This window comes from Pseudomonas flavocrustae, from assembly GCF_029872515.1.
Classification (GTDB): domain Bacteria; phylum Pseudomonadota; class Gammaproteobacteria; order Pseudomonadales; family Pseudomonadaceae; genus Chryseomonas; species Chryseomonas aestiva.
This window is the reverse complement of the sequence record NZ_JAPDIQ010000006.1, coordinates 141,024-167,143: the sequence shown is the minus strand read 5'-3', so window position 1 is coordinate 167,143 and position 26,120 is coordinate 141,024. Positions and strand designations below refer to the sequence as shown.

The window sequence follows — 26,120 nt, the reverse complement described above, 5'->3', positions numbered from 1 at the left end:
GTCGCTCCTACCGCCACGCGAGTCCTAGAAATCGTATGCAGCGCCGTGGGCGTAAACGGCCGGGCTACGGATGCTTGCGGGTTCAGCCTCAATCAAGCCCCTATCCAACGCCTGAACAGCACGCTGGCGTTCACCCCACCGAAGCCGAAGCCATTCGACAGGGCGTACTCAATCGGTAGCTCCCGTGCCTGCAGGGCGATGAGGTTAAGGCCTTCGGCGGCCGGATCGGGATGGTGCAGGTTCAACGTCGGCGGCACGACCTGGTCGCGCAGCGCGAGTACGGTGAAGATGGCTTCGATACCCCCGGCCGCGCCCAACAGATGCCCGGTGCTCGACTTGGTCGAGGTGATGGCCACTGGGGACGCATCGCCAAATACCGCGCGGATGGCGGCCAGCTCGCCCTTGTCGCCCACCTGGGTGGAGGTGGCGTGGGCGTTGATGTGCTGAACCTGGGCAGCATCGATGCCGGCCTGGCGCAGGGCCTGCTCCATCGCGCGACGGGCACCGCTGCCGTCCTCCGGGCCGGCGGTGAGGTGATAGGCATCGGCGCTGGTGCCGTAGCCCACCAGCTCGGCCAGGGGTGTGGCGCCCCGTGCAAGAGCATGCTCCAGGGTCTCGATCACCAGCAGCCCCGCGCCTTCGGCCATGACGAATCCGTCGCGATCACTATCGAAGGGACGCGAAGCCTCCTGCGGACGCTCGTTGAATCCGGTGGACAAAGCGCGAGCGACGGCGAAGCTGCCCAGGCTCACGCGATTGATGGCCGCCTCAGCCCCGCCGCAGAGGGCGATGTCGGCCTCGCCGCTGCGGATCAGCCGAGCGGCGTCGCCGATGGCCTGGACACCGGCGGCGCAGGCGGTAATGGGGGCGCCCAGTGGACCGCGAAAACCGTGCTGGATGGAGACGTTGCCCGCCGCCATGTTGGCCAGGAACGAGGGCGCGGTGAACGGCGAGAGCCTTCGCGGGCCGCGGGCGTCAGTGGTCCGCACCGCCTCGGCGATGGCGCCGAAGCCGCCGACACCAGAGGCGATGATGGTCGCCGTCCGCTCCCGCTGCGCCTCGCTGGTCGGCTGCCAGCCGGCCTGATCTAGCGCTTCCCGGGCCGCCACCAGAGCGAACTCGATGAAGCGATCCATCTTCTTCAGGTCCTTGGCGGCGATGGCCACCAAGGGGTCGTAGCCAGCTTCAGGATCGTCGGCGCGGTCGGGGACCTGACCGGCGATGAGACTGCCCACCCCGTCGCTGACCTCAGCCGGCAACAGGCTCAGTCCCGAGCGACCGGCCAGCAGCCGCGCCCAGACGGCGTCGGTGCCACAGCCCAGCGGACTGACCGTGCCCAGGCCGGTCACCACGATGCGTGTTCTGTCATTGCCTTGCATTGTCTTACCTCGTTTCTTCGACTATCTAGCTCGCCTGGTAGCAGGCTCGGACGTCACTGGTATTACTTACTAAGCAGAACTCGATGGTGTTTGCTTAGCAGTGGGCTCGCTGCTAGTTGGCTTGATTCTGAACCAGAGGGCATACATAGCTGGCAGGAAGACTAGGGTTAGCACTGTGCCGGCCACGGTCCCACCGATGAGGGTGTAAGCAAGGGTGCCCCAAAATACCGAGTGGGTGAGTGGGATGAACGCTAAGACCGCCGCCAGTGCAGTGAGGATCACTGGGCGGGCGCGTTGGACCGTTGCCTCTACCACAGCCTGAAACGGCGCCAATCCATCTTTTTCGTTCTGATGGATCTGGCCGATGAGGATTAAGGTGTTGCGCATCAGGATGCCCGACAGTGCGATCAGGCCGACCAGCGCGTTGATACCAAAAGGTTGTTGGAACAGGATCAGCGTGGGTACCACACCGATCAGCCCCAGCGGACTGGTCAGGAAGACCATGACCATAGCGGCCATCGACCTCACCTGAACGATGATGATCAGTAGGGTCAGCGCAATCATTAGCGGGAAAATTGGCAGCATGGCCGTCATGGCCTTGCCAGATTCCTCAATAGCACCGGCTTCTACGATCCTATAGCCCGTCGGCAACCGTTTGATAATTGGATCCAATTGCTTCAGCACGGCGGTGGAGACATCCGGCGGCTGGAGGTCCTCGGCAATGTCTCCCCGCACGGTTATAGTTGGTACCCGATCGCGCCGCCGGATGATGGGTTCTTCCATCTGGACTTGCACCTCGCCGACCTGTGAGAGAGGGATGTGCTGTCCTTGAGCCCCCACTATAGTGAGGTCGCTCAGACGCGCAGGATCAAGGCGGACGTCACCGGCCGCCCGGGCGACCACCTGAACAGTACGAATATCTTCGCGAACAGCCGTGACTGGTACACCGGTGAGCAGGAACTGCAGTTGCTGCGCTACCGCACTGGAACTTAGGCCCATGGCCTGCAGGCGATCCTGTTGCAGTTTGAAATGCAAAACAGGCGTGCGCGTTCCCCAGTCGGTGTTGACCGTGCGCATCATAGGGCTGGCACGCATGACCTGCTCAATTTCCTCAGCCACTTGCCGCAGGACGTCTGGGTTAGGGCCGCTGACGCGGTAAGCAACAGGGAAAGGCGAGTAGGGGCCAAACACCAGTTGAGTGACCCGCAGCCGTGCTTCAGGCGCGAGCCCCGCGGCAATCGCTTCGCGTAGACGAAATTTCAGTGCTTCTCTTGCCTCGGGATTATCGGTGCGAATGATAATCTTGGCGAAGGACGGGTCCGGTAGCTCAGGGCTCATAGCCAAGAAGAAACGCGGGGCGCCCTGTCCGATATAGGCCGTAACAATCTGCGCGTCGTCCTGCTTGGCCAGCCAAGCCTCGACCTTAGCGCTCGCCCGCTCTGTTTCGTTGATGGACGTGCCGTAGGGCATCTGTACTTCGACCATTACCTCAGGCCGATCAGAGATAGGAAAAAACTGCTTCTTGACCACAGCCATTGCTAGTACGGACGCAATGAACAAGCCGATCACCGTCATCGCGACTGGCCATTTGTGTGCAACGACACCCCCGAGGACGCGGCGGAAACGGTTGTAGCGCGGAGTGTCATAAAGCGCAGAATGGCCACCTTCGACCTTCTTGGTCTCCGGTAACAGCTTGACTCCTAAATAGGGCGTAAAAACCACCGCCACGATCCAAGAGGCAATCAACGCGATACCAACAATCCAGAACATATTGCTGGTGTATTCGCCAGCCGCAGACTGAGCAAATCCATTGGGCATGAAGCCCACCGCGGTCACCAGCGTCCCTGCCAACATCGGCGCCGCCGTGTGGCTCCAGGCATAGGCCGAGGCTTTTACACGGCTATAGCCCTCCTCCATCTTTACCACCATCATCTCGATGGCGATGATCGCGTCATCCACTAGCAGGCCAAGCGCAAGGATCAGCGAACCAAGGGTGATACGGTCGAAATTCTTACCAGTCGCGGCCATGATCAGGAAAACAGCGGCCAGCGTCAGGGGCACTGCGGCCGCGACAACGATGCCTACACGCCAACCCATGCTGACGAAGCACACAACCATCACTACGAGCAGAGCAACAAAGAACTTGATCATGAACTCGTCGACTGAAGAGGCGATATTGACCGCCTGATCGGTCACCTTAGTCAGATTCATGCCTAGCGGTAGCTCAGAATTGATAGTGCTTACTTCGGCTTCAAGCGACTTACCGAGATCTAGGCCATTCCAGCCGTCGCGCATGACGATGCCCAACAGCAGAGCAGGCTCACCGCCATTGCGAATGACGAACGTCGCTGGGTCTTCATAGCCCCGTTTCACAGTAGCGATATCTTTCAGCTGGAACGTACGTCCCTTAACAACTACTGGCGTATCCCGTATCGCATCGAGCTGATTGAAAGCACCGTCCAGACGAATGAATACCTCTGGACCTTGAGTTTCAATTGAGCCCGCCGGGGTTAGCAGGTTCTGCTCATTGAGTGCTACGAAAATGTCCTGAGGGACAACGCCGAGAGTTGCCAGCCGGTCATGCGAAAACTCCACATAAATGCGCTCTGTTTGCTCCCCCAGGATGCTCACCTTTTTGACGCCTGATATATGTAGCAAACGTTGGCGCAGAGTTTCTGCCTCGCGAGCCAACAGGCGCTGCGGCTCGCCATGAGCCTTGAGTGCGAACAGGGCAAAGGTGACGTCAGCAAATTCATCGTTGACCATTGGCCCGATCACCCCGGCAGGCAACGTCTTTGTCTCGTCATTGATCTTCTTGCGCGCCTGGTAGAACTCCTCTGGTACCTCCGACGGTGGAGTATTGTCGAGTAGTGTCAAAGTAGTAAAAGCCAGACCAGGCCGGGTGTAAGTCTCAGAGCGATCGTACCAGCGCAATTCCTGTAGGCGCTTTTCAAGTTTCTCAGCTACCTGGTCTTGCATCTCCTGAGCCGTGGCGCCCGGCCAGGCGGTGATGATGGTCATCACTTTGACGGTAAAGGCCGGATCTTCCGCTCGGCCAAGCTTGAAGAAAGACAACACTCCACCGACCGAAATCAGAAGGATCAGAAACAGGGTGATCGAGCGCTCGCGCACTGCTAATGCCGATAGGTTGAAGTGGCTCACGGCTGCTGTCCTTCTTGAACCGCGCTGTCAGGGCCCCCAGCGATTCGGATGGCCTGCCCCTCATGAAGCAGATGAACTCCGAGCGCTACCACCCGATCACCCGCTTGCAGTGCCCCCTCCACGAGTGCGCTGTCGTCTGACAGCCGGCGGATTTGAACTGGAACCCAAACGACCTGCTGAGGCGATCCCTGGATCCGCCAAACCCCTGCGCCTTTACCTTCGTCGTGTAGCGCCCCGATCGGTATCGCCAAAGCATTAGCCCTGACCTCTGCGCTCTCTGGGACACTCACCGTCACAGTGGTACCTAGGGGAGCGGTTGCAAGAGCACCTTCCAGCACATAGCGCGCCTCGAAAGTACGGGTTTCACGATCAGTGCTGTCCGACAACTGTCGTAGCCGCGCTGGCACCGACTGATCGTTGGTTCCTATCAGTGCGGCCTGCGCCCATGACCCAAGCGCCGGTCGGAGCGTTTCCGGTAATTGGACGATGGCCTCGCGGGCCCCTGCTCGCGCGAGCCGCACCACGACTTGTCCGGCACTAACCACCTGCCCAGGTTCCGCCAGGGTATCTACAACAGTACTGTCGGCGTCAGCAACCAACACAGCGTAGCGGCTGGCGTTGAGCGCTACGTCAGCCTGCGCCTCAGCTGCCTTAAGTTGGGCCCTTGCCGAATCCGCAGTGGCCTTAACCTGGTCGTAGCCAGAAACCGAAATCGCTCCAGTACCGCGCAGGTCGCGATAGCGGGCTTCATCCTCAGCCGCTTGCCGCGCCTTCGCATGAGCAGCCGCTACCGCTTCTCGCTGCGCCTGCAACGCCAACTGCAGATCAATAGGATCAAGCCGAAGCAGCGGCTGACCGCGTTTAACGGTCTGACCGGTATCCACCAGGCGCTCGGCGATCTTGCCGGCCACACGGAAACCCAGGTCGCTCTGCACTCGCGCCGCGACGACTCCTGTAAACGTCCGGCTCAGCGCCTCCGCTGTTTTCACCGTAGCGACTCTCACCCGCGGCGCCTCGGTGCGCGGATCAACTTGGGACGGCGAATCGCACCCGGAAAGAAATAGTGGAAAAACCACACCAACCACAGCAGTAGGAAGCAGGCGGCGCGAGAACATGGAAGCTCCGAATTAGCACGATCAGAGCCTATAATTTGCTACTAGTGACCGTTTTAGTCAACAGTCACAGCGCTAAACTTCTCAGCACAAGATTGGCCAGCTGGGTTGGTGCAACCTCGAAGTCGTCGAAGCTGTGCTGAAGCAGTAATGGATTCAGATACGGGCGCAGCACGAGAAAGGCGCTCAACGCTACATCGTCGATTGGGGTCTTTCGCTCAAAGTCGCCTGCCGACCTACCCTCAATCAGAATCTGCTTGAGAAGCTCCTTGACATGATTCTCGTACGTGATCGTTGCCGGCCAGCGACCAGAGGCCGCGTAGATAGCGATCTCATAAAGCTTACGGTCGTCAGAAAAGAGGCGCAGCGTGACTGTCGGAAGGCTCTGGAATAGCCTCCTCAGTTTCTCAGAAGGGCTTGACACCGTAGCTATAGCGGCTCGCGCTTCGGATTCAATCTCCTGCAAACAGTCCTTGCAAATCGCTTCGCCAATTGCCTGCTTGGAATCGAAGAACTTGTAGATGTAGGCCTTTGAGAAACCGATGCTCCTAGCGAGCTCAGACACCGTGGTTTTCTCGTAGCCATACCGGCTGAAGTGCTCCTTGGCCGAAACCATGATTTGGAAGCGTACGTCGTGATCAGCGGGTCCCCGGGCCTGCCCAGATAAAGCAGAATCGTTAGTCATGAGCGTTAGCATCTCGATGGTTGCGAAAAAAGTGAATAGTGACCAATATACACCTTGGTCACACGTCACGTTAAGCGTCGCCTAGGATAAAAAGCCCATGCTCTCCAGATCCCAGATGATTCTGCTAGCTGCGTCAACGGTGCTGAGCGGTTGCACGGTCGGTCCTGATTACGCCCCCCCTACCATCGCGCTACCTAACCATTATCAGGCACAGACTGCCGCGATGCCGCTCGCCGATCATGCCTTGGACACCTGGTGGGCCCGCTTCGAGGACCCGCTGCTCACGCGCCTCGTGGAAATGGCTCTGGCGCAAAACTTAGACATTGAGCAGGCTAACGCCCGTATCGTTCAGGCGCGTGCTGGCCTAACTGCGGCGCGAGCCGCTCTTCTTCCTGTCGGGAACGTCTCAGGTCAGGCCGGTCGCGCTTATCAATCATTGGAGACCTCTCTCGGGCGAATCATGCAAGCCACTTCTGGCGACGACCGAAGTGGATCCTCCTATGAGCTCAACTTAGACGCGAGCTGGGAACTGGACGTATTTGGTGGCCTACGGCGTGGACGTGAAGCTGCGCACGCCGACTACCAGGCCACAGCAGCAGGTGCCAGGGCCGTACGCCTGGCTGTATCCGCCCAGACGGCCGATCTTTATGTAGATATCCGCGGCCTACAGGCACGCCTGGCGATCGCTCGCCATCAGGTCGAGACGCAGCGCGGACTGCTATCGATGGTCAAGCTGTTAAATGACAAAGGCCTAGCCACCGAGCGCGAACTCCACCAAACAGAGGGCGGTTTGGCCGAGGTGCAAGCTTCGGTACCCGCGTTGCAATACTCTCTGGATCTCGCTTTGAATGCACTGGATGTCCTGCTGGCGCAGCCACCTGGAACCTATCGAGTACAGCTTGCGAAAGTTGAACCAATTCCAAAGGCCCCGCATATCGAGTCGACTGGCAGCCCTGCCGACCTGCTTCGGCGACGTCCAGACCTGATCGCAGCTGAGCGCCGATTGGCCGCTGCCAATGCACGTATTGGTGAGGCGATCGCTGAGTACTATCCCAAATTGTCCCTGAGCGCATTGATTGGCAGCGCCACTACGATCTCTAGCAGCAACTTATTTAGCCATGACGCCAATCAGGCACTCGGCGGTGTGGGACTAAGCTGGCGGCTGTTCGACTTCGGTCGTATTGATGCGCAAATTCAGGCAGCGAAGGGTCGCGATGCAGAGTTGCTGGCGGCGTATCGATTGGCAGTCCTACGTGCTACCGAAGACGTCGAAGGCGCCTTAACCGGTCAACTACGTCGCGAAGAGCAAGTAACAATCTTGACCTCGGGAGAGGCCTCTCTTACTCAAGCTCGCCAGGCATCCGCACTCGCCTATCAAAAAGGCGTGGTTACCCTCGTCGAGGTGTTACAGGCCGATGACCGGCTACTGCGAACTGCTGACGCTCGCGCTCAAGCGCAAACAGCAGCGGCGCAAGCAGCAGTCGCTACATTTAAGGCATTGGGAGGTGGCTGGCAATCGTCAGTAACGGCCCATTTAGTTAGTACAGATTGAGTAGCCATCAAGCTCTACATGGCTAAATCTGCTGTTCTCTACTATTCGACTTCTTTGATAACGCAAAAAATTTATCTATTTAGGAGAAGCAAATCACATGAATAACCTTTCCCCTATTCTGATCACTGGCGCAGGTGGCGAAGTAGGATCTGTCAGCGGAGACATCGCCCGACGATTGCTTGCTAAAGGCTATCCGGTTAGGGCCTTTGTTCGTACCGATGATGAGCGCGCTGATGCGCTGCGCGCAGTCGGCGCCGAAGTTTTTGTCGGTGATCTGCTTAAACTGGCCGATGTCGCGCAAGCCTTGCGTGGCTGCCGCCGAGTGTTCTTCACCATGAGCCTCTCGCCCTATTATCTGGATGCCAATCTGGTGATGGTAGCCGCTGCAAGGGCGGCGAATAACATTGAGGTTTTGGTCAACATCTCGGATATCGAACAGTCCTATATGACCTACGAGCACATGGCGGCACCTCGCGAGCACCGCTTGAAATGGCTAGGCGGCCTCGTAGACGACTACTCGCCGCAGCAGCGCGCTCATTGGTTAGCCGAACAAGCAGTGAATTGGTCGGGACTGCCAGCCGTCCAGATACGTGCCACTTTCTTTATCGAAAACCCATTGTTGACATGGTTCCCGGTAAAACGAGTAGTGGAAAAGGGCGAACTGCTTCTACCTTTTGCTGGTTCCAGCTTCAATCCGATTGCCGCTACGGACGTTGCCGAGGCATGCGCGCACATCCTCATTGCTCCTGAGGAACATATCGGTCAGTCGTATGCATTGACCGGACCCGAGCTAAAAAATATGGACGAAGTCGCCGCCGACTTTTCAGCCGTGTTAGGCAAAGAGATACGTTATGTCGCTCAGTCCTTAGAATCCAGTGATCAGTCGATCGACAGTATTCTAACCGCCCGTAATGCTCATGCCGGTGAGCACTTGAAAGCACTAACCCGACTTATAGCGGGGGGCCGTTATGAAGAGGTGACAGATACGCTAACGATGCTAATCGGCCGAACGCCGACGACCCTGCGCCAAGCTTTGGCGAAAAATGTACGGTTACAGCAGGCGCGAGTCACTTCAAATGCAGGCTGAAACCCCTAACAAAGCGGGAGATCGCCCTAGGCCTTCATCGGGAATAATCGTGGCACTGGTAGCAGGACTCGCTGCAATCAGCATGCTTTCGACTAATATCATGCTCCCAGCCTTCCCGCAGATTGCAGAGGATCTTGCAGTAAGTGCTCGTGACCTAGGCCTAACGCTATCGAGCTTTTACATCACCTACGCTTTAGGTCAACTTATCGTAGGGCCATTGTCCGACCGCTATGGACGCAAACGTTTGATAGTGGGAGGTCTCATGGTATTTGTTGCAGGTACCATAATAGGAGGACTGGCTAAGTCTTTAGAGGTATTAGTTCTTGCACGTATCATCCAGGCGTGCGGCGCCTGCGCGGCATCGGTACTCTCGCGTGCTATCGCGCGAGACATGTTCGACGGGGAAGCTTTGGCCAAGGCCCTGTCACTTACGATGATTGCGACCGCTGCCGCACCTGGCTTCTCGCCGTTAGTTGGTGGCTTTCTGTCGATCACAGTAGGCTGGCGCACTACGTTCATTTTAGTAGGGCTAGCAGCAGTTGTAATCACCGTAGTTTATGTACGAGTGCTAGGTGAGACTCACCCTATAAACCGTCGCGCAGCTACCTCCGCCCACCAAGTGATCCTAGCCTACGGTGGCCTCATGAAAGATCGGCGCTTCATATTGCCTGCGCTATCAATGAGCCTACTGATGAGCGGGCTTCTTGCATCTTTCGGCGCGGCCCCGGCTATTCTCATGGGCGGGATCGGCTTGACCTCACTGCAAGCTGGATGTTATTTCGCTAGTACTGTTTTTGTAGTATTTGGGGCAGGAATAACCGCCCCCCGCCTGGCACACTGTTACGGATCCCCCCGAATTGCCACACTAGGTATCGCCTGTGCCATGTTGGGTGGCGCCATGCTCCTATTTGGGCCTGCTCAGCCAGAACTGTGGTGGTACACGCTATCGATGGTGACCTTTCTTTGGGGGATGGGACTCGCCAATCCCTTGGGCACAGCACTAGCTATGGGACCTTTTGGACCGAGAGCCGGATTGGCGTCCGCGTTGCTCGGTTTTTTGACAATGGGTCTAGCTGCCATAGCAACATGGCTGGGATCAGTACTACCATTCCCTCCAGTTACAACCTTGGGCGGCATTCAGTTCGTAGCTTGCCTGTGCGCGATAGGTCTATTCACTGCCAGAAGCAACCAATGAAGACTGAAGGTGAAGGCGCAAAAAACGGAAGTAGAACTCTATTTAAGCTTACAGCCAAATGCTCAGGAAAAAGTTCTCAGCTGATCTAGTAAAGGCGGCTTAATTTTCCGCTAAAACTGACCATACTCATATTCGAGCGAATCTCCGAATATGAGTATGTCTAGCTAAAGTAAAAAGCCACTTGCCAGCTGCATTATTAGATAATTACCTCCCATTGAGAGTTGGAAGGCGATCTTGCAGGTGCCAATCTACGATGGTGAAATGAAGCTATACGCCGTAGCGCAGGGCACTTATTCCATAACCCAAAATTGGATTCCAATTTCGCAAATTGATGTCACTTGACCCAAAAAACACCGCCAACGCGGCCCGGTCAATAGCCTAACTCCTATGCGTAGCATTCAATTTCGCTACATACGCGTCATGGTGGGCCAGCCTCGCATCTTTATGCGCTTTTCCGTCCCTAACAGCTGGACACTGCAAAAGATTAATTACCTATCGCCTTTACACAAACTATTCAGATTAAGCGAAAACGTACCCGCCGCCGCATCCCATTGTCTGACAACTCTAGCTATAATCTTCCCTTTTCCATAAAACACCTCCTGTATGGTTCGGCCCATAGCGTGACCACCACTTGAGACGACTACCTCGTCAACACTATCAAGGCCGCTGCATTGTGGACTGCTAGTATTAAGCATCAGTGTCTTATAGGGGTAAAAATATTCAACAGCTGAGGCACCGTGATACTCTGATGGCAGATCAGCGACTCCCCACGCTACTGGAGAAAACGATAGCGCGCCGAAGACCATAAATCTCAAATAAAACATAGGCACTCCAGAAAACATTAAACTTCATCGCGACATCTAGAAAACCGAATAAAAAGTTAGCTAGATATTGCGTCCAAATTTAAATTCTTAAATCTGCAACGACTTCTACAAACCTTATGTATACACCTTAAGCAGCAGCTCGAATGCCTATTTATATAGCAATAAAGTCCAAATTTCGACTTATGATTTTTCTGACTAACCTTTAATGGCTTGGCATTCGCTCACTGGGATAAATAAAATTTTCTGCGCTTAGCTGACTAGGCTAATTTTATTTATACCTATAGCATAGCCCCTAAATTACAACGCAGATACAAATACGATCTCTATTATCTGCTTCACGTACACAGGGCATGCTATGCGCATCAGCCCTTCTACAAGTTTCGCCGGCACTGCATGAGAAGTGTTGTAGCGGATATCCTTACGCTTGAGCTAAGTAGCCGAACGGTATTGCTTGCCGTGATAGACATGGACTTTATGTCCACGTAGACGCAGCCTTGGCAAGCAATAGCTTCAGCTATGAATTGAGGTCGCACATCGACATAGTAACCGCCGAAGTTAGCTTCCGAAACCTAATGCACACGCTGTAGCAACGGTGCCTGAGTCTGACCGACAGTGCACATACAGACGTAATACCCCATATAAGAACTTGTTTTGTTCCAGACTCTCGACTCCTCAAAATGAAAACACCATTCTCTCTTTAAGATAGAGGATTTTTAACGCGAGAGGCATGATAAACACCACCGTTAATAGTGTGAAGCTGGCTTTTGCCGGAGCGACGAGCAATCAGATTATCGGCTCGCTATATATAGGTTTCGCTTGATCGACCGCCATCTGGCATTCCGCCTGGTCGCGCTGGATCAGCTGGATCAGCTGGAAATAGGCGTCGTAGCTGGGCGTGCCGCGCTGGCGCACGCGCTTGGCATCGGACATGCTGATGCCGGCGACCCGGAAGATGAAGCTGCGAAACTGGCGGAATTCGCTGTCGGTCAGCGCGGGGAGTTCCATGGTTCGCGACTCAGGCAGCCGTCATGGCGGCGAGCTGGGCGAGATCGTCCGCGCCCAGGACCCGATCCATGTCGAGCAGGATGACGAAACCGGCACCCTGCTTGGCCATGCCGAGGATGAAGTCGGTACGGATCGAGGCGCCGAAGCGCGGCGCCGGCTCGATGTCGTCGGCGCCGATCTCCAGCACCTCGCAGACCGCGTCCACCACAATGCCGAACACCTGGGGGCCGCCGTCGACCTGGATCTCCAGCACCACGATGCAGCTGCGGCGGGAGGTCTCGGTCACCTCGTTGCGAAAGCGCACGCCGAGGTCCATGACCGGCACGGCGGCGCCGCGCAGGTTGATGACGCCACGGATCGCCGGCGGCAGCATGGGCACCGTGGTCACCGCGCCGTACTCGATGATCTCCCGCACGCAACCGGTGTTCACGCCGTAGAGGTCACCGGCGAGCTGAAAGGTCAGAAACTGGCGCAATAGCATCAGGCCTGCTCCTCGAAACGGGCGAAACCGGCCGGCACGCCCCCACGCGGTACGCAACGGGAAGCATCGATCAGCGAAGAGTTGCGTTCGGCCAAGCTCGGACCTGAACGACTGTTAGTATGACGGGCGACCTGATGCTGCGCCGGCGAACCGCTCAGAGTGAAATACTCCATCATCTGCTGGAGCTGTTCGGCCTGGCCGCTCATTTCTTCTGCAGTGGCGGCCAGCTCTTCGGACGCCGAGGCGTTCTGTTGGGTGATCTGGCTTAGCTGCAGCATGGCGCCGTTGATCTGCTCGACCCCAGCGCTCTGCTCTTCGGAGGCCGCGGTGATTTCCTGCACCAGGTCGGAGGTCTTGTTGATGGAGGGCACCATCTCGCCCAGCAGCGACCCAGCGCGCTCGGCCAGGGCCACGCTGCTCTTGGCCACGGTGCCGATTTCCTGGGCGGCGATCTGGCTGCGTTCGGCCAGCTTGCGTACCTCGGCGGCCACCACGGCGAAACCCTTGCCGTGCTCGCCGGCGCGGGCGGCTTCGATGGCGGCGTTGAGGGCCAGCAGATTGGTCTGGTAGGCGATGTCGTCGACGATGCCGATCTTGTCGGCGATGGTCTTCATGGCCACCAGGGTCTCGCGCACGGCCTGGCCGCCCTCGTCCGCTTCACGCGCGGCCTTGCCAGCCATGCCGTCGGTGACCTTGGCGTTCTCGGTGTTCTGGGCGATGGAAGCCGACATCTCCTCGATGCTGGCGCTGGTTTCCTCGACGGAAGCCGCCTGTTCGGTGCTGGCCTGGCTCATGCTCTGGGCGGTGGCGGAGACCTGTTCGGAGGCGCTAGCGAGGCCATCGGCCGAGCTGCGTACGTCGCTGATGATCTGCGCCAGGGTTGTGGTCATGGTGCGCACGGAAGCCAGCATGCTGGTGGTATCGCCCTCGCGGGTCACTACCTCGACGCTCAGGTCACCGCGGGCGACGCGCTGCACTACCTCGGCTGCATAGGCCGGTTCGCCACCCAGCTGCCGGATCAGGCTGCGGGTGATCAGGTAGCCGAGTAGGATGGCGATTATGGTCGCCACCGCACCGATCACCAGCATCAGGTTGCGAGCGGCCACATAGGCAGCGGTCGCCGCTTCGCCGGCTTCCTGCATACGCTGCGCTTGGCGATCATTCAGCGTATTGAGCGCAGCAACCAGCTCATTATTAGTAGGCGCAAATACATTCAGCAAATAATCACGTGCCTGGTTTCGATCAGAATCAAGTAAACGGAAGAACTCTGTATATTTATCCTGCAAACGCTGACGAGCATCCATAGCTGTCGCAAGGATCTGCTTGCCCTCCTCGCTTACAATCCTCTCTTTCAGTCCAGCAAGAAGATCGGTATTAGCCGCGCGTATTTTAGCGATTTCACCTATAGTTTTCACCTTGACCTGATCATCGTCTATCAACAGCAAATTGCGCAATAAGCGTCCACTATTGAGAGTATTTTGAACCAGAGTATTAGCTCGAACGGTCATAGGGAAGCGAAACTGCGACATATTGTCGGCTGCTTCCTTCATAGCCCCCATGTTCACTAGCGCAACACCCATGACCAATATCAGCATGAGTATTGCTGCACCGAAGCCGATCACTAGCTTGGTCGAAACGCGAAGATTATTAAGCATGCGAAAAGCGCCTCCGGCGCCAGCTATTAATTTGATGATAACTAACGTAACTGCAGTCAAGGTTACCTTCAGACAAGAAACACCTTTCCACAGGGCGTTAGCTCCCTCATATTTATCGGCACGTCTAAAAAAACTTGATAAGAATCGCAAAATAATTTATCGCAATAGCAGTCCAGCAGGCTCCACGTTGATCCCCCTCCGCCATGCTTTTGTTCCCCTATGCCCTTTTCTACCTGCTAGAACCATTCATGCGCGGATGCGCGCCTTGCGATTGCTGGCCCTAGCCACGATAACGGGTTGGGGGAATACGACGATCATCAGGATGGTAGGTCAGTGCCCAGGGACCACCAATGCCAGTGCTCACGCTCACAGGTGACATTTTTCTCCTGATTTCTCCTGAGCCCCTCTGTCCTCACACTCGCCAAGGCGCTTTGCTGCTAGACCCAGCGCTGCGCCTGGCGGGCTTATCCTGCCTCAGTCGTCTCTTCATACTTTCCGTTTTTTTCCCACGCCTTGCTCTATCCTGCACCCTCTAAAAAGCTCCCACCGATGCATCTGTGATTGCCCTGAGACTGAATGACGTCGTCAGCTTCCGGCGTATGTCTTCGTCTCAGAGACAACGAATTGTTGACGGTTTGGTGCCCTCAATAACTCACTTAGTGAGCAAGTCCTGCTAGCGACAGGCGGTAAGCTTCGTGCTGAGGCTAAGCGAATTATTAAGCTCGCCAAGGCTTCCACCGCCAGGCCAAACCGGCGAGCGTTATGACGCCAGCTAGCGCGCCCAGGCTTAGCAGGTCCAAACTGGGCAGGGTTCGCCACCAGTCCCCCAGCAGCAGGGCCATGCAGAAGCTACAAAAGCTGAGCAGGCCCTGGTCGCGCCAGGCGACCAGCTCGAGCAGGTCCAGACGTTTCAGCAGCGTTGCCATGGTAGTCAGTAGACCAAGCAGTGCGGCGATCGCGATGCCCGCCACACCCAGCACACTGGGCAGTATCAGTAGGCTCAAGGCATTGACCAGATTGCCCGTCAGCTCGCAGCGCAGTGGCAATCGGGTGTCCCCTGCCGCGTAGGCGTAACGGGCCAGCATGGCATTCCAGGCGCCTATCGACAGCGGTGCGGAAAACCATACCAGCAGCAACGTGAGGCGATCATCTCCCACCTGGGTCGGCAGTAGCAGTGCCACCAGCACTGGTGCCGTGGTGACCATACCGACCATTGCCGGCAAGGTCAGCAGGGTCGCACATTGCAGGCCTAGTCTCAGCACCGCCAGACGTGCATCCCAGACACGGCCGCTCATCAGCGCTAGGAGGATCTGGTTTAGGCTCATGAGCGCGACCAAGGGCAGACTGATGAGCTTGCGTGCCAGATTGACCCAGGTCACCACGCCCTCCCCCAGCCAGGAAGCCACCATTCGCTCGAGCAAGGTCAGGCCATTGCTAGCACAGGCGCTGACCAGCAAGGGACGCATTCTCTCTGCTAGCTCTCGACCGACAATACCGGGGTCCGGCCAGCGCCAGGGTCGCCAGCCTTCACGCCATGCGGTCGACCACAATGACAGCGGCATTAGCAGACTTCCTACCACGCAGCTCCAAGCCAGTTTCTCGACCGTGATGGCGCTCCCCCAGGCCAGCAGGCAGATCACAGGTGGCAGGTTGAACAGAAGGGAACCGCACCCGGTCAGCAGATAGCGTTCGCGTGTCAGGGCAGCCACACTGAACAGGGCGTGCAAGCAGACTCCGGGCAAGCACCATGCCAGTATCTTCAGGGCTGCAACGGCTTGCTCTCCACCCGCCTCGCTCAAACCGGCCCCCACCACACCTGTCCAGGCGCCAGCACCTAGCGTCAACGTAAGCGCCACCCCGGACGCTAGTAGCAGAATGCTGGGTGCTAAGGCCTCCAGCCAATGCGCCTGCGCAGCCGCCATCCGCTGCTGATAGAGCGGTAGCGCTGCGTTGCTCAGTAAACCCGTTGCGAGGGCGGTACGTACAGCTTCTGGTAAAAACAGGGCCACCAGGAAGGCGTCGCTGGTTAGACCAGCGCCCCAGGCATGCACTAGCAGCCACTCCCGAGCGAATCCCAGAACCAGCCCGGCGAGGGTAGCCAGCGTCAACCAGAGCGTGGGGCCGAACATAGGCACCCTCAATGCAGGAAGGTGAACAGGCCCTTACCACCGACGCGGTAGGCAAGATCGTGCGGCCTTTCACCCATGACCTTGGCACCGCTGCCGCCTACGATCTTATAGGGCGGTACGACCTTGGCGACCACCGTGTTGGCCGTGACTACAGCCCCACGGCCGATCTGGGCCCCATGACCGACGAGGGCTCGCGAGGCGATCCAGGCGTAGTCGTCAATACGAATGGGCGCAGAGACCGACCAGAACTCCGGAGCGGCCAGGTCATGGCTTCCAGCGATGATCAGCACATGGGAGGCGATGGCCACATGGTCACCTATAATGAGTCCAGCGCGGGCATCCACCTGGCAATGCCAGGCGATGACACTGTCCTCGCCCATGCGCAAGTTCTCGATGCCGAGCACCTCGGTATTGCGCCAGATGGATGAGCCATTCCCAATCTTGGCGCCGCCGAGGCGCAACCAGGCCAGCCGGATGTTATGGCTGGGAATCTTGTTGACGATGATGTTGTAGAGTTGCTCCCACACCCGCAGGGTACGATCGCGCAGGGTGGGCAGGTTATAGCCGTAGAGAGGCACCAGCCGGGTCGGTACGAGGCTTCTGAGGCGGACAAACCAGCGCCGCGCGAGCGAATGCTCGATACGTGGTTCGATATCCACCGAACATATGGAATAGCGTCGGGCCAAGCCCTCGCCTTCCTCGAAGGCGACATCATGCGCCAGCATCCACTCCAGTGTCTCAGTCAGCGCCTCTTCGCTCACCTCCAGGATTCGGGCCTCCTGCGCCAGGTCGGCGCGCAGGTCCACGGGTACAGCGATGCGATGCTTCATGACGGGTTCGTCCGCGGCGAGGTCTGGGAACCAGCGAATTCAGGATGGGCACGGGCTTGCTGCAGGTTGAGGGCGAGCAGCAGAAAGAACAGGGCCACCAGCACGTTGGTGAAGCTGAAGTAGTGATCGAAGAATCCGGTGAGCAGCGCTGCCGCCACTCCGCAACCACTACCCAGCCAGAGGGCATTGTCCCGGGTTATCGAGGGAATAGGACCGCGAGGGCGCGTCTCATGCCACCAGCGCCAAGTTACCAGCACAAACAGCAGCAGGCCCGGCAAGCCTACTTTGTAAATGTAGTTGAGCCAGAGATTGGATATGCCCAGCAGCCCACTACCCGGCACCGGCGGATCCACCTTAAAACCGATGCCCAGGGGATATGCCGCCATGGCTTCGGGAAACCGGATGTATTCGTCCAGTCGGATCTCGGTACTGGCGTTGGTCGAGGAGAACATGGTCGCCAAGCGTTCCTGCAGGGGCGGATAGCAGGCCACCAGCAGCAGCCCGAACACCACTGCGAGACCGACGATACGCCCGCTGTAGGGCACCTTGCGCGCACTCAACCACAGCAATACCAGCGCAAGAGCAAGGATGGCACCGCGCGAGATGCTCAGCAGCAGGCCGGCGCATCCCAACAGCGCCACCGCGAAACCCAACCAGCGCCGCCAGCCCTGCTGCACCCAGCCATAAAAAAGCGCCAGGGGGATGAACAGGGCCAGGGCGCCGCCGGTGAGATTGGGATGGACCCAGGGTGAGGCCATACGCGTGTAATTGCCGGAAAAGATGTCCTGTACCGCTTCTGGATGGGCGTATTGGAGCATCGTGAGCAGGGGCAGCATGCTCAGCGCATTGCGGTCCTTGAGGAAGTAGCCGATGGAAACCACCAGCATCAGGAGATTACCCAGCAACAGGGCTACCAACAGGCGATCACGAGAGCGCTCATCGGGCAGCAGGAGGGGTACCAGGAATAGAACCGACAGATTCAGTAACCAGCGGACCCAGTTGACCAGGCCACTGCCGGGCCCGGCAATCACCAGCTCTCCCACCACGAAAGGCAGCGCACTGAACAGCATCAGCGTAAGCAGCGCCCGCTCCGTCGCAAGCCAGCGTAGCCTTCCACGATAACGCCCAAGTAAGGTCTGCCAGAGCACCCCGAGCCAGGTCAAACCAAGCAGAGCCTCGCTCAGGGTGGTACGCAACCCCAGCTGCACCGTGCTATAGGGAATCGCTGTGGCTACCCCGGCGAACAACAAAAGCCCTAACAGGGGGTATTGCAGCAGTACCAGCAGCAGCAGCATGCCGGCGGTGGCGAGCATCACCTGACCTGCCGGGAGTACGCAAAGCAGAACGCCAAACGCCAGGCCGAGTACAGCAGCAATCCAGGTCCCCAGCCGTGTCACGATCGTAACTCCGCCAACAGCTCAGCCAGCCGAGTGTGATAGGCAGGCGCACCAAAGCGAGTCGCCCAGCTGCGGCCGCGAATCGGCTCCCGCAGCGCAGGCTGCGCCAGCGTGATCATCAAGGCCGCCAAACCTGGTACATCCATGGCATCGAAGCGTGGCGCCCAAGGCGGCGTTACCTCGTCCAATGCCGAACCCCGGGCGCAGGCGACCGGGGTCCCTACCGCCAGGGCTTCTACTACGGGCAGTCCGAACCCTTCGGCGTAGGATGGCTGCCAGAGACGATCAGCACCCTGATACAAACCTTTTAACCGGACTTCATCCAAGTCATCTAAATAGATCAGGCCAGGACGCTCCCTTAACTCAGGTGGTAGATCTTCCGCTGCGCCGAGCAGCACAAGGTCGGGTACCACTGTTCGGCGTCGGGCCTCGCTCCAAGCGGTCACCAAGCGCGCGATATTCTTGCGCGGTTCGCGCGTACCGATTGCCAGCCAGTACCCTGGCGTCAGCCCCTCGATGGGCTGCGCCTCATCGGAGGTCCCATCGACTAAGTTCGGCAAGATGCGAAGCTGCGTCCTGGCCCGTGGAAAGCGCCTAATCACCTCTTCGGCAGTGAATACTGAAGGGGTCCAAATCTGAGATGCACGATATATCGAGTAGCTGATAGACGCCCAGTCGATCAGGCGGTAGGCACCTGCCCTCCAGATTGAGGAGTGGCGGTTGTGCTCGGTGATCTGAAACAGATCGTGCAATAGTAGAATTTGCAGGATTCCTGATACGCGTCCTAGGGGCAGTCCCATATTGGCCGTCGCGATGTAAACGTCCATGCCAGTTTCGCGCAGCCGACTTGGAAGAAAGGCGGCTTCAAATGAGAGACGTTGCTGCGGTCGATGCTGTCCATTCAAGACCAGATCGGCGGCTGGAGCTTCAATTTGGCCTCTTAAGGGATGGCCATGAGGTAGGCAGCCGAAACGCGTCACCGTGGTCATTGCAAGTGTAGAAAGATGAAAATCCAGAGCACGTACCTGCCGAGCGATACCCGAACGGGGCGCGGCGAGTACGGGGCGATAATCCAGTCCTACGCGCATGGTCTGTGCTCTTTTCTCGGCAACAAATCCCGATAAACCGCCTCGAGCTGGCTCGCAGCAGTTTGCCAGTCATGGTAGGTCCGCACGTAGGCACGACCCGCTTCACCCATTTTCGCGGCGCCGAACGGCGCCTCGAGCAAGTCGGCCGCCGCCCGAGCCAGGGACGTCGCCTCTTCCGCGAGTAAAGCCTCCTGCTTGTTTCGCAGCGCTAGACCCGACGCGCCCTGAGCGGTGCTGACCACCGGCAAGCCGGCAGCCAGGGCCTCCAAGACCTTGAGCTTGGAACCACCGCCTTGCCGCAAGGGTGCGATGAACAGCGCGGAACGACACTGGGCGTCACGAAGGTCGGGGAGATAGCCGCGCCACTCCAGACGCGGATCAGGGAAATCCCGTGCCCAGCGCGCGGGCATGGCATAGCCGCCGATCTGCAGCCGTGCCTGGGGATGGGTCCGCCATAGCAGGGGCATGATCTCGGCTACCAGCCATTCCACGGCGTCCAGATTCGGCGCATATTCGTAGTTACCGATGAACAGTAGCCGCTGACTGGCCGAGTCGGACCGCACCTTGGCGAAGAACTGCGTATCCACGGCATTCACCACTACGGAGACCTGCCCTCCGGCTAGTGGCTGCAAAAGTCGGGCATCGTCGGGCGTGACCGCCACGACCCGGTCGGCAGCCCCCATCACCCGTCGCTCCCAACGTCGATAACGTCCCTGGTCGTAGCGGGCGAAGCCCTTCACCCAGGCAGGTAGCCGATCGTAGGTCGCTCCTCCAAGCGCCGATTCCAGATTGTGCTCGGTAAGCATCCAGGGTAGCCGGCGGGACTCGAGCAGATCGAGGTAGGGCTGGCACCCATAGCTGTGCTCCAGCTGAATCACATCCCAGGATTCCTCCAGCAGCGTGGCGAAGGCACTCCTGGCCGCCGGCGCAAATCCATTGATGCTCGCGAGCATGGGACAGCGAGCGAAGGCGACCGCTGCCAGGGTGAGCGGATGGCGTACCGGGCGCCTAGGCAAGACCACTAGTCGCTCCAACCAGGGTTCCAAGGCGGCACGGGCAGCTGCATCCAGGGGTGTCTTGCTTTGCGCCAACAGGGTGATGCGATGTCCCCGCGCGGCCAGCCCCCGCAGCAGATGATACTGACGTGTCTTGCCGCCGCTGGACAAGGGCCAGGGTAGATAGGGTAGAACCCAGAGCAACCGCAGTCCGGGGCCTCGAAGCGTCATCGCCCTACTTCCATGTCAGCACCTGCAAGCTGGCCTTAGCCTGGACTGCGATCCCAGCGGCGTCATTCAGCTCCCGGCTTTCGCCCGTCAGGGGATCGTGCAGCGTGGCCTGGGTGATCTGCGGCAGCTGGAGACGTTCCTGGCCAGCCGACCAGAACAGCCAGACCTGGCTGCCGTCATTGCGGCGCCAGGCGATGCTGTAGAGTTCGCCGGGCGCCCGAGCCAGGACCGGCGGCACCACGGGAGTCAGTCGCGGACCGGTCAGGGCGAGAAAGCGCTGAAGGGCCAGGTATACCGGTTTGGGGCTGCCATCCAGACGCAACAGACCGTAATGCTGATCTCGAACACTGGCGCGACCGTCCAGATCGCTCAGAGCGAAGAGGAAGATACGGTCATAATCGAGAGCACTCATCACGGCGAGCCGACGTAGTACGAAGTCCGCCTGGCCCTGCTCGCCGATGATGTTCTGCTCTTCCTGCGGGCCAGGATAGCTGGACCAGCCCCACTCGTCCGCCCAGATCGCCGGTGGCGCTATGCCGCGCAACTTTTCATTGAGCAGTTGGGCGCGCACGATGAAATCTCCCGCCTTGGGATCGTCTCCTTCGGGATACTGGGAATAGGGATGGTAGGCGATGACCGTCCCCAAGCGCTGCACCCCGAGCTTGCCAAGGGATTCGAGCATCAGACCGCCGCGTACCGGCATCTGACTGTAGTAAGCCATGCCGCCCATCACCACCTCTCGACCGGGGGCCTGGCTGCGCATGGCTTCCACACTGGCCTGCAGCAGGCGGGCATAGCGCTCTGGGTCCTCGAAAGGTTGCCAGTAGCTGGGCAGGTTGGGTTCATTCCACACCTGCCAGGCTTGCACCGAGGGATAGCGCGAGGCGAACTTGACCAGGCTAGAGGCGTAGAGCGCGGGATCCCGGGGTGGATAGGCGCCGCGGTTGGCGATGCCGAACGGGCCGCTGCTGGCGAAATCCGGACTGCCCACGAGGTACATTTCCGATTTGAGCTGGCGCGTGCTCAGGGTTCGCGTCAACTCATCCAATTCCACCGTCCGCAGCTGACCCTGCTCCGGCTCCATGATGTCCCAGTGCAGATCGATGCGGGTCCACTCGAGACCGAGGTCTTGCAGTCGATCTATCTGCTGCCGGTACTCCTCGGGGCTGAACCAGAGGAAATGGGCGTTCACGCCGAGGAAATCACGCCAGACCACCGGACGCGGACCCTGCAGACGCTGTTCAGCCTGCACGCTTGCCTCGCTCAGCACGATGGCAAGACACATCACCGCTAGGCGCGTCAGCTCAGCGAGGCGCATCGGTATGACCTCGACTGGCTAGCTCGAAGACCTGTCGGAAACGCTGTGCGGTTTGCGGCCAGGCCCTCGTGGCGCCCAACTGCGCTGCGTGCTGGGCCCAGCTTACCAGCTGCCGAGGATGGTCGATCAGCGCGCGAAGACGCTCCGTCAGTGCGGTGACGTCGCCTTCCGGATAGGTCACGCCATTGCCATGGGACGTTTCTTCGGCAAAGGCCCGGGCATCAGAGGTAATCACACCGCGACCGCAGGCCATGGCCCAGGCCAGCACGCCGCTAGTTCCGCGCTGAGCTCCCAGGATGGCCAGCTTGCGTGACTCTCGATACGGCAACACCAGCAGGTGGTGGGCCTGGATGGTCGTGACGATGGCTTCTTCCGGCAGATCCAGCTGCCAGTCCAGGCAGTCGTTCAGTCCGCGGCGAAAGGCCCGCTCGCGCAATTCGCCCAGGTAGTCGCTCTGGGCGGCAAAGGTGATTTCCGGCGCGGTACCGCCCGCCAGCGTCAGACGGATACGACCGCACCAGTCGGGCCGCTCGCTGAGCAGCTTCGCCAGGGCGTCAAGCAGATCCTCGATGCCCTTGCCCCGATAGATGAAACCGAAATAAAGCAAGCGCAGGGGCTCCAGGGGAGGAAGCGGTGCCTCCGGTACCACCCTGTTGCCATGGGGAATGCTGACGACCCTGCCCGGTGCCAGACGCAAACGCTGACGCAGGGCGTTCGCTCCGGTCTCGGTCAGCGTCACCAGCTGCGTCAGGCTTGACGCCAGCGTCCGCTCCTCACGCAGCGTCATGGGATCGCCCAATACCGTCGCCACCTGTGGCCAGGGCGAGCGCTGCTGCATCAGCAGGCTGAGTGGCCAGGGCTGCTGCCGGCGTCGCCAGACCAGGCGCTCGGGATCATGCACCGTCACCGTAATCGGCAGACGCGGGTAGCGCTGACGCAGGCGTAGCAGGGTTTCATATTCCCGTACCCGGCCACCGCCCAACTCCGCGTGCACCACATCCACGCTCAGCCAGTCGAAATCGGTCAGACGCCGCGCGGGACGACCACCATGCTCCGGGTGGCGTAGGGGGATGAGCACCTCCATGCCCTCTTCCTCCAGAGCCTGACGAAAGTGCACCGCATAATCAGCGATACCGTTGCGTTCCATTGGTAGCGGTGCCAATAGCGCTATGCGCATCGTTACCCCCGGGTCCGGTGGAGAAAATCAAGGAGCCGGGACGGCACTTCGAAACGGCGGAAATTGACGATGATGCCGTCGGTCCGCTTGAAGGCGGTGTCGAGCATTGCCAGAGAGCTCTCCAGCATGGGTACCGTACCGGAGCGCGCCTTCACCACGAGGGCAATCAGATCGGCGTGGTGCAGGTAGAGAAAGGCCTGGCTGTTGGCCAGCAGGGCCGAAGCCACCAGCAGGATGACTTCGCCGGGTAGCGCCTGCAGTGCCTGCGGCGGTGGCTCATTGGCACTGTCGAGAATACGTACGGTGAAGCCCTGCTCGCGTAGCAGCGTGGCCAGCCGTTCGGCGACGAAGCTGCAGCCCTCGCCATGGCGCGACGAGGTGAGACCGACCTTTAGCCCCTGCTCGCGAATACGCTCCAGCGGCAACTGACTGAGCAGGCGATACAGGCTGGCAGTGAAGGCCGGATCGCCGGGTTGCGGAGTCTCGAGCTGCTGCAACGTCGTCCATAGCGGGATGCCGAAACGAGCCTGGATGCGTCCACCGTCGTGGATGCGCTGATCGAGCAGGTAGCAGAGATAGATCACCAACAGCCCGACGGCCAGCCCTGTGGGAAGGCAGAGCAGAATGATCAGCAGGCTCTTGGGAAACACTCGGCTGGGGTTGAAGGTAGGCTGTTCGATGATGGCGATGTTGCTGATGCGACTGCTATCCAGCGCCCGATCGATCCGAGCCTTTTCCAGGTTGTCGGCATAGAGAAGGAAGTTCTGCTGAGCAACCTGCAGCTCACGCATGACGCGGCTGACTTCTGGCTCCTGGGCCATGACCTGCTCGAGGTCCGCACGCACCTCCTTGATCTGCTGGTCCTGCTTGGCGAGCTGCGCTTTGAGACTGGCCAGGCGTACGGTGCCATCGGCAACCTGCTGCTTGAGATTGACCACGATGCCGTTGGGCGCGCGGTTGGTACTACTTTTGACGTGCTCTGCCTGCTGGCTGAGCTGCTGTCGCAGTTCCGCGATGTTCTGGTCAATTTGCTTGAGCGGTTCGGTACCGGGCAAAAATACCCGCAGGAGGCGTTCACGCTCCACGATCAGCCCATTGAGCTGCCGCTGCATGTCCAGGCGATCCGGATTGAGGGTACTGGACTCCTCGGTCACGACTTGCTGTGGCATGCCAGCGATCTGCTGACGGGCACTGATCAGGGATGTGGCCAGACTGGTAATCTCGGCGCTGGTCTGGAACCGCTCCGCGTTCATTCGCTGCAGGGTGTTGCTCTGGTCATGCAGGTAATCTTCCACGCTGCTGCTGCCAATCCGGCTCAGATGTCCGGCGAGCTGCGCCTTGAGTTGCTCCACCCGGCGTCCGGTAGTAGCGGTCTGCTCCTGATAGAAGGCGTACAGGCTCTTGCGCTCGAGGCTGGCCGCGCGCACCTCCAGATAGGTGTTCACCCAAACCTGCACCAGGCGCTGCGCCACTGCAGGATCATCCCAACGCAGGCTGGCCACCATGACCGAGGAGCCTGGTTCGTGACCGATGCTCAGGCGCTTGATCAACTCCGTGGCGAGACGTTCTTCCGGACTCTGGGCTTCAGCCAGGCCAAGGGCCTGCAACACTGCCCGCAGACTGTCTTTCAATCCGGCTAGCAACTGCCTGATCTGTGACTTGACTGTCTGCCACCAGCCTTCGGGCGAGCGTGCAGTATTTTCCTGCAGATAGCTTTCGGCGACCTTGAGGGCTATGGGTCGGCCAGTGAACAGCTGCTCCTCGTCAAGAATGGGGTCCCGCTGGGTGCTGGGGGCCACCAGCGTCTGCCGATCGCTGGCTTCGATCGGCAGGGTATTGCTCAGGCCGGGCTTGACCAGCAGGCGTGCGGTGGATTCGTACTGCCTGGGCAGCAGGAAGGCACCGAGAATGGCCACCACCACCGTCACCACGAAGGCCAGCTGGAACTCTCGCCGGAAGATGAAGAACAGCCGCAGGAGATCGCGCAGGGAGCGTACTTCGATCATTGACAGCTTGCTCCCGCGCTGCACACCGTACGGATGTTGGTGTTTCCGCTGTTGCTGATGTCGCGTTGATTGAGGTCGTAGTTCAAGCCCAGGCCGATGCCCTTGTTGATGGGGATGAGACGGGTGAAATACAGGTCGACGGCCTCTACGGCGTTGCCGATGCCGGACTTGGGCACGAAGATCAGATCGCCACGTTGTAGCGCGACGGGCGGCAGGCTGCCGCTGAGCAGGTCGCTGAAGGCGAAGAAATAGCGCTGATAGCGGCCTGCGTCATCGCGCCGAACCAGCGCGATATTGCCGCTATCGGCGCTGGGCAGCAGACCACCCGCTCCGATCAACGCCTGCTCCACCGAGGCTTCGCCATTCAGTTCGTAGACCGAGGGGTTATGCACCTCCCCGCCGACGAAGATACGGTTGCTGGGTGCCACGGCGATGTTCACGGTGACATGGGGCTCACGGTAGAGGTTGGTGCCAGCGGCGGTCAGCCGTTGGGATACCTGCTCCGGCGTCTGTCCCGCTACGGCCAGGCGCCCCACGTAGGGATAGTGGATATAACCATCGGGCTGGACCATGAACAACGTCTGCCGATCTTCCTCCGCCGGGCTGCGGGCATCACGAGTGATGCGCAGGGTATCGCCCGGCTGAACTACCACGGCCGGCAGTGGGCGCATCGCCAGCTGCACATAGGCGGCGTGTCCGGCTACCAACGCCTGCTTGGCGGGCAGACCGATCTTGGCTGGCGTGCCGCAGGCGCAAAGCAGACAGAACGACCAGAGCAGCAGGCCGCGTGTGAAAAGGCTCTTCATGAACGA

19 protein-coding genes are annotated in these 26,120 nt (G+C 59.2%); 3 read left to right on the top strand and 16 right to left on the bottom strand.

The window, feature by feature from the left end:
* Positions 1-92 precede the first annotated feature (92 nt).
* The 4 genes from fabF to OMP44_RS14830 all read right to left on the bottom strand — a co-directional run bounded on the left by fabF (position 93) and on the right by OMP44_RS14830 (position 6,338).
* Positions 93-1,379 (bottom strand): beta-ketoacyl-ACP synthase II, encoded by a 1,287-nt coding sequence (gene fabF / locus OMP44_RS14845; protein WP_280309277.1) that lies wholly within the window; start codon positions 1,377-1,379, stop codon positions 93-95.
* Between the two features lie 69 nt (positions 1,380-1,448).
* Positions 1,449-4,541 carry an efflux RND transporter permease subunit gene (locus OMP44_RS14840; RefSeq protein ID WP_280309275.1) on the bottom strand — a complete coding sequence of 1,031 codons (3,093 nt, stop codon included), beginning with the start codon at positions 4,539-4,541 and terminating at the stop codon, positions 1,449-1,451.
* Positions 4,538-5,656, bottom strand: coding sequence for an efflux RND transporter periplasmic adaptor subunit (locus tag OMP44_RS14835; protein ID WP_280309274.1), 1,119 nt, complete (start codon positions 5,654-5,656; stop codon positions 4,538-4,540). Before OMP44_RS14835 ends, OMP44_RS14840 begins: the two co-directional genes overlap by 4 nt.
* Before the next feature lie 64 nt (positions 5,657-5,720).
* The gene (locus tag OMP44_RS14830) at positions 5,721-6,338 is read right to left on the bottom strand and encodes a TetR/AcrR family transcriptional regulator (RefSeq protein ID WP_280309272.1); all 618 of its coding nucleotides are present in this window, start codon (positions 6,336-6,338) and stop codon (positions 5,721-5,723) included.
* A 97-nt stretch (positions 6,339-6,435) separates the two neighbouring features.
* Here OMP44_RS14830 and OMP44_RS14825 point away from each other — a divergent pair, with 97 nt between their 5' ends.
* From OMP44_RS14825 to OMP44_RS14815, 3 genes are all read left to right on the top strand, one after another.
* Positions 6,436-7,890 carry an efflux transporter outer membrane subunit gene (locus OMP44_RS14825; protein ID WP_280309270.1) on the top strand — a complete coding sequence of 485 codons (1,455 nt, stop codon included), beginning with the start codon at positions 6,436-6,438 and terminating at the stop codon, positions 7,888-7,890.
* Positions 7,891-7,987: 97 nt separating this feature from the next.
* Positions 7,988-8,977, top strand: a complete 990-nt coding sequence (locus tag OMP44_RS14820; protein ID WP_280309268.1) for an NmrA family NAD(P)-binding protein — start codon at positions 7,988-7,990, stop codon at positions 8,975-8,977.
* On the top strand, positions 8,967-10,172 hold the full coding sequence (locus OMP44_RS14815; RefSeq protein ID WP_280309266.1) for a multidrug effflux MFS transporter: 1,206 nt from the start codon (positions 8,967-8,969) through the stop codon (positions 10,170-10,172). Before OMP44_RS14820 ends, OMP44_RS14815 begins: the two co-directional genes overlap by 11 nt.
* A 1,607-nt stretch (positions 10,173-11,779) precedes the next feature.
* Here OMP44_RS14815 and OMP44_RS14810 read toward each other — a convergent pair.
* From OMP44_RS14810 to OMP44_RS14755, 12 genes are all read right to left on the bottom strand, one after another.
* A complete protein-coding gene (locus OMP44_RS14810) occupies positions 11,780-12,001 on the bottom strand; it encodes a hypothetical protein (protein WP_280309264.1) in 222 nt (73 codons plus the stop codon).
* 10 nt (positions 12,002-12,011) lie between these two features.
* The gene (locus tag OMP44_RS14805; protein ID WP_280309262.1) at positions 12,012-12,482 is read right to left on the bottom strand and encodes a chemotaxis protein CheW; all 471 of its coding nucleotides are present in this window, start codon (positions 12,480-12,482) and stop codon (positions 12,012-12,014) included.
* Positions 12,482-14,137 (bottom strand): methyl-accepting chemotaxis protein, encoded by a 1,656-nt coding sequence (locus tag OMP44_RS14800; protein ID WP_280309261.1) that lies wholly within the window; start codon positions 14,135-14,137, stop codon positions 12,482-12,484. The genes OMP44_RS14805 and OMP44_RS14800 overlap by 1 nt, the downstream gene beginning before the upstream one ends.
* Before the next feature lie 716 nt (positions 14,138-14,853).
* Entirely contained in the window at positions 14,854-16,266 is a 1,413-nt protein-coding gene (locus tag OMP44_RS14795; protein ID WP_280309259.1) for a lipid II flippase MurJ, read from the bottom strand.
* 8 nt (positions 16,267-16,274) lie between these two features.
* A complete protein-coding gene (locus OMP44_RS14790; protein WP_280309257.1) occupies positions 16,275-17,096 on the bottom strand; it encodes an acyltransferase in 822 nt (273 codons plus the stop codon).
* Positions 17,093-18,409, bottom strand: coding sequence for an O-antigen ligase family protein (locus OMP44_RS14785; RefSeq protein ID WP_280309255.1), 1,317 nt, complete (start codon positions 18,407-18,409; stop codon positions 17,093-17,095). Before OMP44_RS14785 ends, OMP44_RS14790 begins: the two co-directional genes overlap by 4 nt.
* 80 nt (positions 18,410-18,489) lie before the next feature.
* Positions 18,490-19,581, bottom strand: a complete 1,092-nt coding sequence (locus tag OMP44_RS14780; RefSeq protein ID WP_280309253.1) for a glycosyltransferase family 4 protein — start codon at positions 19,579-19,581, stop codon at positions 18,490-18,492.
* Entirely contained in the window at positions 19,572-20,786 is a 1,215-nt protein-coding gene (locus OMP44_RS14775) for a glycosyltransferase family 4 protein (protein WP_280309617.1), read from the bottom strand. Before OMP44_RS14775 ends, OMP44_RS14780 begins: the two co-directional genes overlap by 10 nt.
* Positions 20,787-20,811: 25 nt before the next feature.
* The gene (locus OMP44_RS14770) at positions 20,812-22,125 is read right to left on the bottom strand and encodes a glycoside hydrolase 5 family protein (protein WP_280309251.1); all 1,314 of its coding nucleotides are present in this window, start codon (positions 22,123-22,125) and stop codon (positions 20,812-20,814) included.
* The gene (locus OMP44_RS14765; protein WP_280309249.1) at positions 22,112-23,302 is read right to left on the bottom strand and encodes a glycosyltransferase; all 1,191 of its coding nucleotides are present in this window, start codon (positions 23,300-23,302) and stop codon (positions 22,112-22,114) included. The genes OMP44_RS14770 and OMP44_RS14765 overlap by 14 nt, the downstream gene beginning before the upstream one ends.
* Positions 23,303-23,304: 2 nt before the next feature.
* Complete coding sequence (locus OMP44_RS14760; RefSeq protein WP_280309247.1) at positions 23,305-25,308, bottom strand: GumC family protein; 2,004 nt, start codon at positions 25,306-25,308, stop codon at positions 23,305-23,307.
* Positions 25,305-26,114 (bottom strand): polysaccharide biosynthesis/export family protein, encoded by an 810-nt coding sequence (locus OMP44_RS14755; protein ID WP_280309245.1) that lies wholly within the window; start codon positions 26,112-26,114, stop codon positions 25,305-25,307. Before OMP44_RS14755 ends, OMP44_RS14760 begins: the two co-directional genes overlap by 4 nt.
* Positions 26,115-26,120: the final 6 nt, after the last annotated feature.

What these genes read in the sequence shown, in the direction of transcription:
- fabF (WP_280309277.1), bottom strand. Translation starts at nt 1,379, where the DNA reads ATGCAAGGCAATGACAGAACACGCATCGTGGTGACCGGCCTGGGCACG.
- OMP44_RS14835 (WP_280309274.1), bottom strand. Translation starts at nt 5,656, where the DNA reads ATGTTCTCGCGCCGCCTGCTTCCTACTGCTGTGGTTGGTGTGGTTTTT.
- OMP44_RS14830 (WP_280309272.1), bottom strand. Translation starts at nt 6,338, where the DNA reads ATGACTAACGATTCTGCTTTATCTGGGCAGGCCCGGGGACCCGCTGAT.
- OMP44_RS14825 (WP_280309270.1), top strand. Translation starts at nt 6,436, where the DNA reads ATGCTCTCCAGATCCCAGATGATTCTGCTAGCTGCGTCAACGGTGCTG.
- OMP44_RS14820 (WP_280309268.1), top strand. Translation starts at nt 7,988, where the DNA reads ATGAATAACCTTTCCCCTATTCTGATCACTGGCGCAGGTGGCGAAGTA.
- OMP44_RS14815 (WP_280309266.1), top strand. Translation starts at nt 8,967, where the DNA reads ATGCAGGCTGAAACCCCTAACAAAGCGGGAGATCGCCCTAGGCCTTCA.
- OMP44_RS14810 (WP_280309264.1), bottom strand. Translation starts at nt 12,001, where the DNA reads ATGGAACTCCCCGCGCTGACCGACAGCGAATTCCGCCAGTTTCGCAGC.
- OMP44_RS14805 (WP_280309262.1), bottom strand. Translation starts at nt 12,482, where the DNA reads ATGCTATTGCGCCAGTTTCTGACCTTTCAGCTCGCCGGTGACCTCTAC.
- OMP44_RS14800 (WP_280309261.1), bottom strand. Translation starts at nt 14,137, where the DNA reads ATGCTTAATAATCTTCGCGTTTCGACCAAGCTAGTGATCGGCTTCGGT.
- OMP44_RS14795 (WP_280309259.1), bottom strand. Translation starts at nt 16,266, where the DNA reads ATGTTCGGCCCCACGCTCTGGTTGACGCTGGCTACCCTCGCCGGGCTG.
- OMP44_RS14790 (WP_280309257.1), bottom strand. Translation starts at nt 17,096, where the DNA reads ATGAAGCATCGCATCGCTGTACCCGTGGACCTGCGCGCCGACCTGGCG.
- OMP44_RS14785 (WP_280309255.1), bottom strand. Translation starts at nt 18,409, where the DNA reads ATGCTCGCCACCGCCGGCATGCTGCTGCTGCTGGTACTGCTGCAATAC.
- OMP44_RS14780 (WP_280309253.1), bottom strand. Translation starts at nt 19,581, where the DNA reads ATGCGCGTAGGACTGGATTATCGCCCCGTACTCGCCGCGCCCCGTTCG.
- OMP44_RS14770 (WP_280309251.1), bottom strand. Translation starts at nt 22,125, where the DNA reads ATGCGCCTCGCTGAGCTGACGCGCCTAGCGGTGATGTGTCTTGCCATC.
- OMP44_RS14765 (WP_280309249.1), bottom strand. Translation starts at nt 23,302, where the DNA reads ATGCGCATAGCGCTATTGGCACCGCTACCAATGGAACGCAACGGTATC.
- OMP44_RS14760 (WP_280309247.1), bottom strand. Translation starts at nt 25,308, where the DNA reads ATGATCGAAGTACGCTCCCTGCGCGATCTCCTGCGGCTGTTCTTCATC.
- OMP44_RS14755 (WP_280309245.1), bottom strand. Translation starts at nt 26,114, where the DNA reads ATGAAGAGCCTTTTCACACGCGGCCTGCTGCTCTGGTCGTTCTGTCTG.